The following is a 15,071-nucleotide window of genomic DNA, read 5'->3' as shown; positions in this document are numbered from 1 at the left end:
CAGTTTGATATGTTCAAGGCAAAGATTCGTTTAGTTTATATCGCCATGATGAGTGCAGGTATTTTTACATTACAGGGCTGTGATAATGGTAATCAAGGTGCAGAAAAAAAAGTAGAAATTAAGCCAGCACCGAAACTAACCAATGATGCAACTGTTTATGCTCAAAAAGCATGGACATTGATTAACACGGTTGAGCATTTAGTTTATGAAAAACAACTCAGCCAAATTGATGACAAAGTTCGTAAACCTTTACGTCAACTGAGTACAGACTGGCGCATTAATGTAAAAATGACGGATTCGGTGACAGAAGGGAAATATGCACTCTGTCGTAAGGCTCTGACAAGTTTAGATATATGGGCACGCGAAACGCTAGAAAACAATAGTTCAGTTGCCCAAAAACAAGCGGACTATGAGCGAGATAAAGCGCAATGTAAGGATGCGATCGATACACCAAATCTTGGAAATACGTCGCCAAAATAAAACTAATGAATCTAAAAAAAGCGAGATGACCAATCTCGCTTTTTTTGCTTTTAAACGATAATGAATGTGAATTACGGTTTTGTGGCAGCTTTAGCGGTGTTTGCAGTCTTCACAGCATCTTGTTTCATTTGATGAGTCATTTGCTGTGATTCATGTTGAGAATGAGTCGCGCTGGTCATTGCATTATGTTTTTGAGTGCTTAAGTCTTTTTTAACATCCTGTTTAGTTTTAGTTACCTCTTTCTTGGCTTTTTGAGCGGTAGCTTTTCCATGTACCGCTACACATTTTCCACCTTTGTGATTTGGTCCTGTACCGCCTTGTAGTTGAGTCCCTTTTGGACATGCAAATGCCGAAACACTTAACATAGCCAATACGCCTGCTGTAAGAATTGTTGATAATTTTTTCATGTTAATCAGTGCCTTGTTGAGTATTATTGCTCAGCTTGAGTGTAGGGTGAAAATATCTGCTTTAACACATTTATTTTGTGGAAATAGAGTTTGAACAATGTTTTGATTTGCAGTGTTATCTAATTTTTTAATTTAATTTTAAGTTTTTATTATTTAGCCGCTTTTAAAAAATTAGCATTGTGCTTGAGCAACTATTTTCAATTTCTCAATATCTAGAATCTCAATTTTTCTAAAAGCAATTTTGATGATTTTCTGTTTTTCGAGCAGGCTCAGCTCATGATTGATCGTCTGTCTAGATGTGGTCAGCATATTTGCCAACTGTTCTTGAGAAATATGAATTTGACGATCTTGAATAAGAATATGATTCCCATATCCTTCTAAAATGAATAGAAGACGCTGAGCAAGCCGTTGAGAAATACTGCGTGTTTGTATCGCAATCTGTTCTAAGAAAACGTATCTAAGTTTTTGACTGGTTAAACGTGCGAAAAAATACCAATAATATGGATTGTCCTTGAGTAGATCATTTAATGGTTTTGCAGGAATATGTAGAACTGTGCTTTTTTTCAAGGCAATCGCATCGTGTGAGCGCGGTTCATGATCAATCAATGATATTTCACCAAACCACATAATCGGCTCAGCAATAGCAGAAAGTGCTTCATTACCATTTACATCGACATAACCCAAGCTAATTGAGCCTTCAAGTACGGTATAAATACCATCAAATAGATCTTGAGCATGGAAAACATAGCTATTTTTCTCAAAGGTGATTTGCTTGCCATGTTCTAAAATAAAATTTTGGAATGTTTCCGGAAGCACACTAAACCATGTGTTTTCTTTTAGTCGGTTAATATAAATTAGGTCCAAAATTCGGTCATCCATGAAAAAATTCATTACTTTGTCAAATAGCTGACAACTTTACGTTTTCCTTATATGTACAGTATGACTATATGTAAGTGAATAGGGAATAACTCATGTCAAATCTGGAGCAAGAGCTTAGCAAATATGCGGCTTACCACTTAAATCATAAAAATATTTTGACGCATTTTATCGGTATTCCGCTCATCGTGTTTTCAATTTTGTGTTTAACCGCAAGAGCTGGAGTCGATATTGGTAGTTTTAAGCTTACTTTAGCCATAGTGCTGATTGTAGCTAGTACGATTTATTATTTATTGCTAGATAAAATTTTTGGTTTACTCATGCTCATTATCTTGTTTGCTGTGTATCCACTAGCGAGCCAAATTGCTCAATTGTCTTTAGGAGAATGGTTAGCAGCAAGTATTGGCTTCTTTGTTGTCGGTTGGGTCTTTCAGTTTGTGGGACATTATTTTGAAAAGAAAAAACCGGCTTTTGTTGATGATGTGATTGGACTTGCGATAGGGCCGTTATTTGTATTGGCAGAATTTATATTTATGCTAGGTTTTAGAAAGCCTTTGCATGCACGTATTTTACAAGAGGCGCGCAGTAAACGAGAGGCGATGGATTTAAGTCATTAAATGTAAAAAAGCCCCAACATATTGGGGCTTTTTTAGCTTTAACTTAAACGTTAAAACGGAAGTGCATTACATCGCCGTCTTGAACAACGTAAGTTTTACCTTCTAAACGCCATTTACCAGCTTCTTTAGCGCCGTTTTCACCGTTGTATTGTACGAAGTCATCATATGCAACAACTTCAGCACGGATGAAGCCTTTTTCGAAGTCGGTATGAATCACACCAGCGGCTTGAGGAGCGGTTGCGCCAACTTTTACTGTCCATGCACGAACTTCTTGTACACCAGCAGTGAAATAAGTCTGTAAACCTAAAAGCGCATAACCTGCACGAATAACCACATTTAAACCTGGTTCTTCCATGCCCATTGCTTCTAGGAACTCAGCACGGTCTTCATCTTCTAATAATGAAATTTCAGCTTCGATTTGGTTGCAAAGAGGAACAACAATCGCATTTTCCTCAGCAGCAAGTTTTTTAACAGCTTCTAAGTGTGGGTTGTTTTCAAAACCGTCTTCTGCAACGTTTGCAATATACATGGTTGGTTTTAAAGTCATTAAACCAAAACCACGAACTAATTTGCGTTCGTCATCAGACAAATCAGCTGCACGCGCTGGTTTACCTTCGTCAAGTAACGGTTGGATTTTTTCTAAAACTGCTTTAGTTGCTACAGCTTCTTTGTCACCACCTTTAGCAACTTTAGTTAAACGTAAAATTGCTTTAGCAACAGTTTCAAGATCGGCAAGCGCAAGTTCAGTATTAATAGTTGCGATGTCGTCTAATGGATCAATTTTACCATTTACGTGAATCACGTTTTCGTCTTCGAAACAACGTACAACATGAGCGATTGCATCAGTTTCACGGATGTTAGCAAGGAATTGGTTACCTAAGCCTTCACCTTTTGATGCACCAGCAACAAGACCTGCAATGTCCACAAATTCCATTGTAGTTGGCAAAATACGCTGTGGTTTAACAATCGCAGCAAGTTTGTCTAAACGTGGATCTGGTACAGGAACAATACCTGTGTTTGGTTCAATGGTACAGAAAGGGAAGTTTTCCGCTGCAATCGCTGCTTTCGTTAATGCATTGAAAAGGGTAGATTTCCCTACGTTTGGCAGACCAACAATACCGCAATTAAAACCCATGAAAACCACTCACAAATGTGTAAATTAAAAATTGTCGCTGATTTTACATGAAAGCCATGACAAAGTCATGGCTAGAGCAGGGTTGTATTGCGTTTAAACTTTACGTTTATCAAGTTGCTGGGCTAATGCATCGCCAGTCGCTTGTACCAACATGACTAAAACAATGAGCACTAAAATTACAGCCAACATAATTTGCATATCAAAACGTTGATAGCCATAACGATAAGCAATGTCTCCTAGACCACCTGCACCAATAGCACCAGCAATCGCAGAGGAGTTAATCATAGTCACAATAGTCACGGTAAAACCCGCCACAATACCCGGCAAAGCCTCTGGTAAAAGTACATGCCAGATAATTTGTTTACGGTTACAACCCATGGCTTGTGCTGCTTCAATTAAGCCTTGATCGACTTCGCGTAAGCTGACTTCTGCAATACGCGCAAAGAAGGGAATTGCCGCAATCGTCAATGGAACAACGGCTGCCCAAACCCCATAACTTGTCCCGACAATCCAGCGAGTAAGCGGAATAAGTGCAACCATTAAAATAAGAAAGGGTACAGAGCGAGTAATGTTGATGACCCAACCCAAAGCTTGATTAATCTTTTGTGACGGATGAATGCCGTGCTCAGAAGTACTGACTAAAACAACAGCAATCGGTAAGCCAATTAAAAAAGCAATAAATGCAGATGCACCTACCATGAGTAAGGTATCTACAGTTCCAGTAATTAATAAATCAATGAGCTGGTCGTGCATAGCCAAGTACCTCAAATTGTGCAATTTCAGTTAATGCATCTTGTCGTATAGATGAAATATCAATTTCTACGTTAGGAATACCGACTAAAAGTGAACCAATAATATGCCCTTGAATGGTATCGACCTGACTTTGATATAAATTGATGGGCGCTTTAAATTTGGCAAGTAATTCTTGAATATCAGGAACCTGATGTGCTTCAGCCTCATATTTCAGTTTTACAATAATATGAGTCGAATCTTCATCGGGTAGAGGACTGATTTTAAAAGGCAGGGTAATTTGCTCAAGGTTTAACAATTCTTGAGTAATTTGTTGTTCTGGTCGTGAAAATACAGACCAGACTTGTCCAGCCTCTACTATCTCACCTTGATCAATCACCACCACTTGATCACAAATTTCTCGAATGACCTGCATTTCATGAGTGATGAGTACAATCGTTAGACCCAGTTCCTGATTAATCTTTTTAAGTAAAGCCAAAATAGTGGCGGTACTTTCAGGGTCAAGTGCCGAGGTGGCTTCATCACAAAGTAAAATTTCTGGGTGGTGAACAAGTGCACGTGCAATACCGACACGTTGCTTTTGTCCGCCTGAAAGTTGCGATGGGTAGTAGCCAGACTTATCTGCAAGACCTACGAGTGCCAGAACTTCATTTACACGTTGGTCGATATCTGCTTTGTTGTAATTGGAAACTTTTAAAGGCAATGCCACATTTTCCCAGACCGTTTTTGCAGACATCAAATTGAAGTGTTGGAAAATCATTCCAATACGTTGGCGAGTTTGAATAAGCTCGGAATGGCTCAATTCAGCAATGTTTTGTTGATGAATATGAATACTGCCTGTATTTACTTGTTCTAAGCCATTTAAAGTGCGGAGTAGGGAAGATTTTCCCGCACCACTTTTACCAATAATGCCTAAAATCTTACCTTGAGGAATATCAAGGTTAATCTCTTTTAAAGCATGCAGTTTTTGACCTTGCGATTGGTAAAATTTATTCAAACCACGAATTTTGATATGAGGTAGAGAAAAATCAACTTGTGATCCAAAACTCACCATTGTCATTCTCCTTATTTCCAGCCTTGAAACCACATACCTTGGCCAAAGTCTTTATCCAGAATATCTCGTGCTTGTTTTGAGTTCTGGAATGCTTTAACAAAGGTTGCAAGTTTTTGGTTTTTATCTTGGTAATCGCGACGGGTCACAAACAAAATTGCATATTTTTTATCGATTGGATCTAAAAATAATGCGCTATGTGGGTCGGTTACCTTTGCCATTTTTAAGTAGTGAGGGAAGCCGAAAATTAAATCGACATCGTTATATGCATGTGCGGTTTGAGGGCCTTCAACTTCAACAAAGCTTAGCTGTTTAGGATTAGCAATAATGTCTTGAGTGGTTGAAAGTTCATTATTAATGTCTTTAAGCTGAATTAAACCTGCACGGTGCAATAAAATTAAAGCACGGGCTAAATTGACCGGATCGTTTGGAATAGCAACACGTGCATTTGAAGATAAGTCTTTAAGTGATTTATATTTTTTTGAATATAAACCCACATGACTTCCTGAACCCACACCAAATGCATGTAAGTCATAACCCGTTTCTTTAACAGCATTACGTAGAAATACGCTTTGCTGGAAAAAGTTTGCATCAATATCGCCGTTTTGTACGGCAACATTTGGTGCTCGCCAATCAGAAAATTCAACGAGTTTGACATGAACGCCTTGCTTTTCTACTTCATTGGCTACGCTTTGTAATAGCTCAGCATAAGGTGGGCTAATGCCAATCGTTAAAACATCATTGGCTTGTTTATTTTTAATATAACGGTAACCGACGAGGCCAAGAACTACGATTAAAATCGTAATTCCGAGTAACCAAGGCTTATGTTGTTTAAACTGAATCGCCATAATTTTTCCGTTATTACTTCCAACCAGGGAACCAAAGTGTTGGCCCAATCTCAGCATCTAACACAGCTTTAACTTTTGGCGAGTTTTGATAGATCTCAACAAATTTCTTTAATTTGTCGCCCTTATCTTGATAGTCATCACGCACTACAAACAAGATTGCATAACGTTTATTGGTATTGTCATCAAGTAAAAGTGCACTTTCTGGGTCAGCTGTTTTTGCTAAACGTAGGTAATGCGGATAACCAAAAGCCAAGTCAACATCATCAATTGCACGAGCAGTCTGTGGCCCTTCAACTTCTACGAATTGCAAATTTTTAGGATTTGAAACTACATCTTTTAGTGCAGATAAATGATTATTTGAATCTTTAAGCGTTATTAATTTAGCTTGCTGTAAAAGTAGCAGGGCACGACCTTGATTGACTGGATCATTTGGAATGACTACACGTGCGTTTTGTGGCAATTCATCAAGGCTTTTATATTTCTTTGAATAAAGTCCCACATGTGATGCTGCACCCACTGCAAATGCCTTTAACTTAAAGCCGGTTTCTTTAATTGCATTGTCTAAGAAAGGTTGGTGCTGGAAAAAGTTCGCATCAATATCCCCGTGATTTAAAGTAATGTTTGGTGTATTCCAGTCAGAAAATTCGACCAGTTTTACATTTAAACCCTGTTTCTTTGCTTCATCGGCAGCAGCTTGTAAAGTTTTTGCAAATGGTGGGCTAATACCAATCACAAGTTCATTTGAGCCACTTTGGCGATGTTTATTCCAAAAGAATAAAGCAACAACAAGGACTACAACGACTAAGCCTACGCCTAGCCATTTTTTTGAGGCTGTTTGAGCCATGTCTATCTCCAAATTTAAGCGGTTATTTCTTCAATTGTTGTTAGGTTTTTGCTGTTGTTATAGGGACTACATCGGAACGCTTGAACAGGGTGTTGTTTTGGTAATTGATCACCCCGATTAAAAATTTTGTTCCGCAGTGAACCCGTTTTATATGCAGTTTTATAGCGACCACGCTGTTGTAGCTCAGGAATAACCAAGCGAATAAAGTCGTGGTGAGACTCTGGTGCAACTGTACGTGTCAAATTAAAGCCATCAATATCTGTTTCATCTAAAAGATGAATTAAGTATTCAGCAACTTCTTCGCCACTACCCACAATGAGTGGGTAACGACCACCTAAAATATGCTGAGCTTTTAAGTCATTTTTCGTGATTTGTTGCTCTTTAAATTTTTCGGTAATCGAAACAATACTGTTACTTTTTTGGTAAGGAATCGCTTCATCGTCGGCAAATTTACTTAAGTCGATACCAGTTGAACTCGCATAATGTGCTAAGCCTGCTTCAGGACTTGCATATTGACGATATTCATTCAGTTTCTGTACGGCTAGATCATGTGTTTCGGCAACAACAACGGTTATACCGACAAAGACTTTAATATCATCCGCTGAACGGCCTTGCTGTTCTGCAAGAGCACGAATCTTTTTCACTTGTTCGCGTATTTTTTCGGGTTTGTCGCCGCCAATAAATACACACTCAGCATGACGAGTCGCAAACTGCATACCTTTGGGTGAAGCACCTGCTTGAAACAGTGTTGGAGTGCGTTGCACAGAAGGAGACACCTGAAATATACCTTCACTTTGGTAATATTTTCCGTGGTGGTGAATGGTGTGAACTTTAGATGGATCTGTAAAAACACGCTGTACTTTATCTTTTTTAACGGCGTCGTTTTCCCATGAACCTTCCCAATATTTATAGCAAAGCTCTAAAAATTCTTCAGCTTGTTCATAGCGAGCATCGTGGTCTTTTAAACCTTTTTGACCAATTAAGCGTTCCGCACTATCTAGATAACCTGTCACGATATTCCAGCCAATACGACCTTGAGTTAAATGGTCGAGACTCGCAAAGCGGCGTGCAAATTGATATGGATGTTCATAGCTCAAATTCACAGTGACACCAAAACTTAAGTTTTGAGTAACTGCTGCCATAGCTGAAATAAGTGTAGATGGGTCATGGCTTGGAAGTTGAATGGACTCTTTTAAAGTGAGATCAATACCATTTTGATAGACGTCATACACACCTGTAATGTCCGCAATAAATAAACCATCAAATAAACCACTTTCTAAGGTCTTAGCTTGTTCTGTCCAATAGTTCAGTTCATTAAAGCGGTGTGATTCATCACGTGGATGTGTCCATAAGCCATGATTGATATGTCCAACACAGTTCATATCAAAGGCGTTTAATAAAATCTCTTTCGCTTTAAAATCTGCCATTACAATGTCCCCCGGCGAGGTGGTAGAACACCGTTAAGAACGTAGTTCCCAATAAAGTAATATTTCCATCGTGCGGCATCATGCAACGTATGTACCCGCGCATTACGCCAGAAACGGTCTAGGCCATCTTGTGATTGACTACCACGGCTACCAGCAAGTTCAATCAGCTTAGACGATGCTTTTAGGGCGATATCGCTACTATGAGCACGTACTTTAGCCACATCAATTGAAGCTTTAGCAATAGTTTCAGGTGTGGTCTCAATTTTTGCGGCATCGATTGATTGCGCAGCTTGTTTTAATAACACTTCACTTGCTCGTACATCTACGGCAATGCGTCCTAGTTCATAAATCGTTAAAGGATCTTGGTTGGCTGTTTCTACTTGTGAGTCAATCCATGGACGAGCTTGATGTACTCTTTGCAAGCTTTCTTCAAAGGCTGCACGTGCAATACCGACCTCAATCGATGCATGCATAATTTGCGCAAAAGGACCCACTAAGGTTGGTTGTAAAAATGCAGTATCAAAAGGAATAACATCATCTGCATCGACAAAAACCTGATCAAATTTAACTGTACCGCTGCCTGTAGTTTTCTGTCCAAAGCCAGACCAGTCATCAACAAGTTTTAATCCTTGTGAACCACTTTTTACAAAGGCTAGATACTCTCGACCCGCATCGTCTAAAACTAAGGTTGGAATACGGTGAGCAAATAAACTTCCTGTGCAGTAAAACTTTTCACCCTGAATGAGATATCCATTTTCGTGAGGACGGATATTGGTTTGTTTGTGAGTTGAAGTTTTAGTTTTAAACTCGGCAAGTGCATTCCCAAAACGAGTGCCATTTAAAACTTCGCTGTATAACCGTTGTTTTTGAGCTTCTGTGCCTGTATTGCGTAACACTTCCAAGGCATAGAAATGGTTTTGGGGAATTTGTCCGATTGAACCATCGGCACCGCTTAAAATCGCAATCACTTTAGCAACTGTATGGCTTGAAACTTCGGCACCGCCATATTGCTTTGGCACTGTAATTGCCCAAAGACCAGATTGGCTCAAAGCATCGATTTCGGTATACGGTAAAATTCGTTTAGCGTCTCGCTCAACTGCGGTTTTTTTAAATTGCTCAGCAAACTCTTTGGCAACTTCTAATGCTTCAGCATCATTTTGAATAATGTGCGCTTGACCAGATGCCGATGTTTGTTTGGTTTGAACTGATTGATATGAAGTCATGACAATTTCTCCTTAAATCCAAGCATGGCGGGCAGGGAAATGACCATTAAGGTAATAATTGCCAATGGCATGTAATTTCCAGCGAACAGGGTCGTGTAAGGTATGTACACGGGCATTTCGCCAATGTTGATCTAAATTGTGTTGGCTTAAGCTTGAACGACTACCGCCTAGTTCTAATAATTTTTCAGAGATTTGTAGAGCAGCATCATTGGCATAGACTTTCGCTTCAGCAACCAAAATTGAAGCTTTAGCTACTTGCTCATCAGTCACAGTTTGAAGTTGGTCAAGTTCATCTAAATATTCAGCAGCTTCATCTAATAATAAAATTGCAGCATCTAGCAAAATATTTAACTTACCTACCTCTTGCAGGGTGTAATGTTCAAAGCTAGCTTTTTCAACATTTGCATCAATAATTGGACGTGCTTTGTGTATGGTTGATAAAGTATCTTCAAAAGCAGCTTCAGCGATGCCGACATCAATTGCTACTTGTAATAACTGCGAATAGGCACCCCGATAGGTTGGGGTTTGGGTCAATAATCGCTCATCAAAAATAAGTTCAGGATTAACTTCAACTTGATTTAATTTAACTGTACCGCTCGCTGTAGTACGCTGACCAAACCCATTCCAGTCATTAATGACTTCAATACCTTGAGCGTCTCGGTTAACAATGACTAAAACCACATGGCCTTCGGGATGAATTGCTTTAATTGCGAGCCAATGCGCAAAGCTCGTACCTGTAGAATAAAACTTTTCGCCGTTTAAAATATATTTGCCGTTCTCAACAGTAAGAGTGGTTTTTAAGGTTTTTGAATCATGGGTATTACGTTCTGGCCCACCGTTGGCAAGACGTTTACCTGCTAATATTTCTGAAAAGATAAATTGTTTTTGTTGTTCTGTACCCATGATTTCAATCAGGTTTAACAGACTAATCTGATTTTGTGGAATCTGACCAACATTCGCATCACCTTTACTCAAAATACGGAAAACTTGAGCCAAAGTTTTATTCGAAACAAAAGCACCGCCGTATTTTTTCGCAATGCGAATACCACCTAGGCCTTTTTGGCTAAAGCTTTCGATTTGCTCATGCGGTAATAAGCGTTGTTGATCACGTGCATTACGACCCTCTAAAGTATAATCAGCCACTTGATAAGCAGCATTAATGGCTTGTTGATCATTTTGAATGATTTGGACGTATGCTGTCGTTTTAGATAGAGAATTAGACATAATGACACCTTGTATTGCTGTCATTACCTTACAAAAGAAATATTTTTCCACTAAACGAGGACTTATGCTCAGCTTATGAAATAAAGTGCAAAGCATTTTTTTTGCTTTTTAATGAAAAAATAGAGATATTGAAAGATTATAAAAAACAATATCTTAGAATTGTTATGCGGAAAAATAATAATAGAATTGGTTTTAATATGAAAAAGAGCAATAAGTACGGTAAAAAAAGATATAAAAAAATAGACTTAAGTGTCAGTGAAAAATGAGCACAATATCCATTGTTTTAACTAAAAATAGCTTCTAAAGTATCTACTTACCGACGACCATTTTTGTACAAATAGTCAAATAAAAATAAACGTGGAGATTTTATGCGGGTTTTGTATCAGTTTCCTTTGTCCCATTATTGTGAAAAAGCTCGCTGGTTGTTAGACCATAAAGAACTTGATTATGTGGCTCATAACTTAATTCCAGGCTTTCATCGTGCTTTTGCACAACTCAAAACAGGCCAAAATTTACTGCCTATTTTGAAAGATGACCATCAATGGATTGCTGAATCGACTAAAATTGCACTTTATCTGGATGATACTTATCCGGAGCATTCACTGTTACGTCGTGATGAACAATTAAGGCAGCAAACATTAAAAATAGATAACTTGGCTGATGAGCTGGGTATTCATGTCCGTCGTTGGGCTCTAGCTCACACGTTGGCGCAAGGAGACCATGCTTTAGAAATTATGATGGGTGAACAAGGCTATTTACGTCAGTTTGAAAAAATATCGAAGCCATTCCTCAAAACACTGGTAAAGAAGAACTATAAACTTGAAGAAGAGCTGGTCAACCAGTCAAAAGAACGTATGGATGAACTCATAAATGAACTAAATAACTGCTTAATCGAAAATCAGGCACGTTATATGGTAGGCGATCGCTTAAGTCTTGCTGATATTTCTGTATGTTCTATGCTTGCTCCTTTATTAGAAATAAAGGGTACGCCGTGGGAGCGGGAAGAGGCTGAAGGTGTTTCGGAAGAATGGAATAACTATCAACAAAATTTACTCGATTTACCTCTAGGTCAGTATGTTTTAAGAATATATCAAACTGAGCGTAATGCGCGAGTAGATTGGCGCGGAATTTAAAATTATAAAATGCCCTGAGAAAATCGGGGCTTATTTTTATCTTTGCTAGTTATTTTATTAATGTAGATATTACTATCAATTTTCTAAATGATTTTTATTAAGCCATTTGTTTATATTATTTTGATGCCAAAATTACTTTTTACAATATAAATTCCATTTTATCTAAATGACTAATAACTTTAATTTTTATGATTTTTTGGAAAATACCATTTTTATAAATACTATTTTTAGCCAAAGTTAAGCCACTTTATTGTGCATGTGTTTACAATGTAATCAATAATTGCCACATTTAAGTGTAAATAGATGAGCTTAATAATAGACAGAAGATTAAAACATAGATTAAAGTAGAAACATGTGAGCAGTTTTAAAGGTATTAATTCTGCAAAACAGATTGAATAGAATAAGTGAAGCAAATGGATGGGTCCGACTTGGAAAAGTTGGCTCGATAATTGCAATTTAATAAAAAATCACTCTATTGCTCTATATGAATGATTCTATAGATAAATAGAGAGAATGATCATCAAGGAGTTCTTATGAAACGTTCTGCAACCTCTCTCATTATTTCAACAGTTATGCTTTGTACGGTTGGCGCTACTTCTCAAATTCAAGCAGCAGATACATTAGCTAAAATTAAAAGTACCGGAAAAATCGTAATTGGTCATCGAGAATCCTCAGATCCAATTTCATATGTTGTTGCAGGTAAACCAGTAGGTTATGCAGTCGATATCTGTAACCAGTTTGCAAATGACATTAAAAAAGAATTGAAAATGCCTGGCTTAAAAGTTGAGTACAAGGCAGTAACTTCATCAACACGTATTCCTGAGCTTTTGGCAGGCAATATCGATATGGAATGTGGTACCACTACAAACTCTAAACAACGTCAGCAACAAGTTGGTTTCTCAACTAACTACTATGCAACAGAAGTGCGCATGGCTGTTAAAGCAAACTCTGGCATTAAGAGTTTGGCGGACTTAAATGGTAAAGCAGTTGTTACTACTCAAGGCACTACATCTGACAAATACATCAAGATGAATGAAAAAGGTCAGGCAGTTAATGTTCAAAATATTTATGGTAAAGATCATGCTGACTCTTTTGCCATGATGGCATCTGGCCGTGCTGCTGCATTTGTAATGGATGATAATATTTTAGCAGGCTTGATTGCGAAGTCTTCTACACCTAAAGCTTTCGCAATTGTAGGTCCGGTACTTTCATCTGAACCTTATGGAATTATGCTTGCTAAAGATGATCCAAAATTTAAAGCGATTGCAGACCGTACTGTAAATAACTTGTGGAAAACTGGTAAAATGGACACTTTATATAAGAAGTGGTTCTTATCTCCAATTCCACCAAAAAACACAAATTTGAACATGCAACAAAGTTCATCTTATAAGAAATTAAAAGCTAACCCAACAGATGCAGGAATCTAACTGGATCTTTTTGTCCTAAATTTACTTGTGTAAGTGTAAAGATTCATTTGCACAAGTGGTCTATTTTCTAAAGATATTAATTTAAGGGGCAAACATGTCAGTCGGCTCGCTAAACTGGACTATATTCTGTGCGGAGTCTAATGAATATGGTGTCGATAAAGCCGCATGGGCAGAATCAGTTTGTAAAGCTATTGGTAGCTCAAGCTACAATGCTTATGCTGAGGCACCCACATGGTTACAAATGTTAGGTTCAGGCGTGTTCACTATGGTTTGGACAGCTATTATAGCCTTTCTTATCGCATTTTTATTAGGTTCTCTCCTAGGGGTAATTCGTACATTACCCAACAAACCTCTCGCATTTATCGGCAATTGTTACGTTGAAATTTTCCGTAATATTCCACTTATTGTGCAACTATTCTTCTGGGCTTTTGTTTTTCCCGAGTTTTTACCGGATAGCTTAAGTGCAGGTAGTGGGGATGTAGTTGCTGGTGGTTGGTGGAAAAATATTTTAAATCAGCAACCGGCGGTTATTGGTGTTTTTGCATTAGGTCTCTACACGGCTGCACGTGTATCTGAGCACATACGTGCCGGAATTAATACCGTTTCTCGTGGACAGAAGTTCGCAGCTTCCGCTATGGGTTTTACTACTGCACAAAGCTATCGTTATGTCATTTTACCGGTTGCATATCGTACCGTATGGCCAACGATTACATCTGAAGCAATGAACGTTTTTAAAAACTCAGCTGTTTTATATGCGTTGAGTGTGTTGAATTTCTTTGCTTACACGAAAACCATGCGTGAAGAAACTTCTCAGGACATTATCATTCTTATTCTCTCTACGCCTGTTTATTTGATTATCACTTATAGCATTAAGTTTGTGATGGCATGGATTGAGAAACGAATGGCTGTACCTGGCTTAGGTTCAGGAGGGAAGTAATCATGGATTTTTCTTTATTACAAAACCCTGATGTGATCGCGGCACTCAAAGAAGGTTTCATTTTTACGCTTACCGTAACGGTATTAGCAATGATGGGCGGTATCCTAATTGGAACCCCATTGGCAATGATGCGTTTATCTAGTAATGCCATCGCAAGTAATTTTGCAAAATTTTATGTTGATCTGTTTCGTGGTATTCCACTGATTCAGGTGATCTTTATCTTCTATTTTTTGTTGCCGAAAGTATTTGAGTTTCAATCTGATACTTATTGGGGACCGTTGTTTTCGAGTGTTGTAACTTTTGCCATTTTTGAAGCAGCTTTTTTCTCGGAAATTGTACGTTCTGGAATTCAGTCTATTTCAAAAGGTCAGGTACATGCAGGCTATGCGCTAGGTTTTACCTACGGTCAATCAATGCGCTACGTGGTATTACCTCAAGCCTTCCGTAATATGCTCCCAGTATTGTTAACTCAAACAATCATTCTATTTCAGGACATCTCTTTAGTTTATGTGATTAGTGCACCAGACTTTTTAGGCCGTGCAGATACATTGGCTAATACTTATGGACCTGAAACAAAAGCAACATTCTATTTAATCGTCGCTGTAGTGTATTTCTGTAGTTCGTTTGTGCTGTCGCATTTAGTCAAACGCTTACAGCAAAAAATTGCCATCATTCGCTAATTGGAGATTTTA

General features: G+C 38.2%; 16 protein-coding genes. 6 read left to right on the top strand and 10 right to left on the bottom strand.

From position 1 onward, the window contains the following. Positions 1-9: 9 nt before the first annotated feature. Positions 10-480, top strand: coding sequence for a hypothetical protein (locus RMB06_RS14625; protein ID WP_025464664.1), 471 nt, complete (start codon positions 10-12; stop codon positions 478-480). Positions 481-551: 71 nt separating this feature from the next. Here the strand turns inward: RMB06_RS14625 and RMB06_RS14620 are convergent, their stop codons facing one another. Together RMB06_RS14620 and RMB06_RS14615 are read right to left on the bottom strand one after the other, a co-directional pair. Next, positions 552-887 carry a hypothetical protein gene (locus tag RMB06_RS14620; protein WP_262451638.1) on the bottom strand — a complete coding sequence of 112 codons (336 nt, stop codon included), beginning with the start codon at positions 885-887 and terminating at the stop codon, positions 552-554. A 171-nt stretch (positions 888-1,058) separates the two neighbouring features. Further along, positions 1,059-1,766 carry a Crp/Fnr family transcriptional regulator gene (locus RMB06_RS14615; RefSeq protein ID WP_014206532.1) on the bottom strand — a complete coding sequence of 236 codons (708 nt, stop codon included), beginning with the start codon at positions 1,764-1,766 and terminating at the stop codon, positions 1,059-1,061. Between the two features lie 92 nt (positions 1,767-1,858). Between RMB06_RS14615 and RMB06_RS14610 the strand changes: the two genes are divergently transcribed. Continuing rightward, positions 1,859-2,380 (top strand): DUF962 domain-containing protein, encoded by a 522-nt coding sequence (locus RMB06_RS14610; protein WP_057062663.1) that lies wholly within the window; start codon positions 1,859-1,861, stop codon positions 2,378-2,380. Positions 2,381-2,423: 43 nt separating this feature from the next. On the opposite strand, the gene ychF is transcribed toward RMB06_RS14610, so the two are convergent. From ychF to RMB06_RS14570, 8 genes are all read right to left on the bottom strand, one after another. Beyond that, positions 2,424-3,515, bottom strand: a complete 1,092-nt coding sequence (ychF, locus tag RMB06_RS14605; RefSeq protein WP_002050104.1) for a redox-regulated ATPase YchF — start codon at positions 3,513-3,515, stop codon at positions 2,424-2,426. A 93-nt stretch (positions 3,516-3,608) separates the two neighbouring features. Beyond that, a complete protein-coding gene (locus RMB06_RS14600) occupies positions 3,609-4,268 on the bottom strand; it encodes a methionine ABC transporter permease (protein WP_005069679.1) in 660 nt (219 codons plus the stop codon). Then, the gene (locus tag RMB06_RS14595) at positions 4,249-5,325 is read right to left on the bottom strand and encodes an ATP-binding cassette domain-containing protein (RefSeq protein WP_311080101.1); all 1,077 of its coding nucleotides are present in this window, start codon (positions 5,323-5,325) and stop codon (positions 4,249-4,251) included. Before RMB06_RS14595 ends, RMB06_RS14600 begins: the two co-directional genes overlap by 20 nt. Positions 5,326-5,330: 5 nt before the next feature. Continuing rightward, positions 5,331-6,164, bottom strand: coding sequence for a MetQ/NlpA family ABC transporter substrate-binding protein (locus RMB06_RS14590; RefSeq protein WP_311080098.1), 834 nt, complete (start codon positions 6,162-6,164; stop codon positions 5,331-5,333). A 13-nt stretch (positions 6,165-6,177) separates the two neighbouring features. Then, on the bottom strand, positions 6,178-7,008 hold the full coding sequence (locus RMB06_RS14585; RefSeq protein ID WP_017399883.1) for a MetQ/NlpA family ABC transporter substrate-binding protein: 831 nt from the start codon (positions 7,006-7,008) through the stop codon (positions 6,178-6,180). 14 nt (positions 7,009-7,022) lie between these two features. Beyond that, positions 7,023-8,435: an LLM class flavin-dependent oxidoreductase gene (locus RMB06_RS14580; RefSeq protein ID WP_311080095.1), complete on the bottom strand. Its 1,413-nt coding sequence runs from the start codon at positions 8,433-8,435 to the stop codon at positions 7,023-7,025. After that, positions 8,435-9,658, bottom strand: a complete 1,224-nt coding sequence (locus RMB06_RS14575) for an SfnB family sulfur acquisition oxidoreductase (protein ID WP_311080093.1) — start codon at positions 9,656-9,658, stop codon at positions 8,435-8,437. Before RMB06_RS14575 ends, RMB06_RS14580 begins: the two co-directional genes overlap by 1 nt. Before the next feature lie 12 nt (positions 9,659-9,670). Beyond that, positions 9,671-10,906, bottom strand: coding sequence for an SfnB family sulfur acquisition oxidoreductase (locus RMB06_RS14570; RefSeq protein WP_311080091.1), 1,236 nt, complete (start codon positions 10,904-10,906; stop codon positions 9,671-9,673). Between the two features lie 344 nt (positions 10,907-11,250). On the opposite strand from RMB06_RS14570, the gene RMB06_RS14565 reads away from it, so the two are divergent. From RMB06_RS14565 to RMB06_RS14550, 4 genes are all read left to right on the top strand, one after another. Further along, a complete protein-coding gene (locus tag RMB06_RS14565) occupies positions 11,251-12,015 on the top strand; it encodes a glutathione S-transferase family protein (protein WP_086394089.1) in 765 nt (254 codons plus the stop codon). A gap of 533 nt (positions 12,016-12,548) precedes the next feature. Then, positions 12,549-13,442 (top strand): amino acid ABC transporter substrate-binding protein, encoded by an 894-nt coding sequence (locus RMB06_RS14560; protein WP_068531233.1) that lies wholly within the window; start codon positions 12,549-12,551, stop codon positions 13,440-13,442. Positions 13,443-13,536: 94 nt separating this feature from the next. Beyond that, positions 13,537-14,379: an amino acid ABC transporter permease gene (locus RMB06_RS14555; protein WP_002114400.1), complete on the top strand. Its 843-nt coding sequence runs from the start codon at positions 13,537-13,539 to the stop codon at positions 14,377-14,379. A 2-nt stretch (positions 14,380-14,381) separates the two neighbouring features. After that, entirely contained in the window at positions 14,382-15,059 is a 678-nt protein-coding gene (locus RMB06_RS14550; protein ID WP_002114551.1) for an amino acid ABC transporter permease, read from the top strand. Positions 15,060-15,071: the final 12 nt, after the last annotated feature.

Source organism: Acinetobacter sp. V104_13 (genome assembly GCF_031798995.1).
GTDB lineage: Bacteria > Pseudomonadota > Gammaproteobacteria > Pseudomonadales > Moraxellaceae > Acinetobacter > Acinetobacter pittii.
This window is presented reverse-complemented; position numbering and strand designations above follow the sequence as displayed.

Bases quoted from the DNA above. Each gene is read 5' to 3' on its own strand.
- RMB06_RS14610 (WP_057062663.1), top strand. From the start codon at position 1,859: ATGTCAAATCTGGAGCAAGAGCTTAGCAAATATGCGGCTTACCACTTA.
- RMB06_RS14570 (WP_311080091.1), bottom strand. From the start codon at position 10,906: ATGACAGCAATACAAGGTGTCATTATGTCTAATTCTCTATCTAAAACG.
- RMB06_RS14615 (WP_014206532.1), bottom strand. From the start codon at position 1,766: ATGGATGACCGAATTTTGGACCTAATTTATATTAACCGACTAAAAGAA.
- RMB06_RS14595 (WP_311080101.1), bottom strand. From the start codon at position 5,325: ATGACAATGGTGAGTTTTGGATCACAAGTTGATTTTTCTCTACCTCAT.
- RMB06_RS14580 (WP_311080095.1), bottom strand. From the start codon at position 8,435: ATGGCAGATTTTAAAGCGAAAGAGATTTTATTAAACGCCTTTGATATG.
- RMB06_RS14555 (WP_002114400.1), top strand. From the start codon at position 13,537: ATGTCAGTCGGCTCGCTAAACTGGACTATATTCTGTGCGGAGTCTAAT.
- RMB06_RS14625 (WP_025464664.1), top strand. From the start codon at position 10: ATGTTCAAGGCAAAGATTCGTTTAGTTTATATCGCCATGATGAGTGCA.
- RMB06_RS14620 (WP_262451638.1), bottom strand. From the start codon at position 887: ATGAAAAAATTATCAACAATTCTTACAGCAGGCGTATTGGCTATGTTA.
- RMB06_RS14560 (WP_068531233.1), top strand. From the start codon at position 12,549: ATGAAACGTTCTGCAACCTCTCTCATTATTTCAACAGTTATGCTTTGT.
- RMB06_RS14600 (WP_005069679.1), bottom strand. From the start codon at position 4,268: ATGCACGACCAGCTCATTGATTTATTAATTACTGGAACTGTAGATACC.
- ychF (WP_002050104.1), bottom strand. From the start codon at position 3,515: ATGGGTTTTAATTGCGGTATTGTTGGTCTGCCAAACGTAGGGAAATCT.
- RMB06_RS14550 (WP_002114551.1), top strand. From the start codon at position 14,382: ATGGATTTTTCTTTATTACAAAACCCTGATGTGATCGCGGCACTCAAA.
- RMB06_RS14585 (WP_017399883.1), bottom strand. From the start codon at position 7,008: ATGGCTCAAACAGCCTCAAAAAAATGGCTAGGCGTAGGCTTAGTCGTT.
- RMB06_RS14565 (WP_086394089.1), top strand. From the start codon at position 11,251: ATGCGGGTTTTGTATCAGTTTCCTTTGTCCCATTATTGTGAAAAAGCT.
- RMB06_RS14590 (WP_311080098.1), bottom strand. From the start codon at position 6,164: ATGGCGATTCAGTTTAAACAACATAAGCCTTGGTTACTCGGAATTACG.
- RMB06_RS14575 (WP_311080093.1), bottom strand. From the start codon at position 9,658: ATGACTTCATATCAATCAGTTCAAACCAAACAAACATCGGCATCTGGT.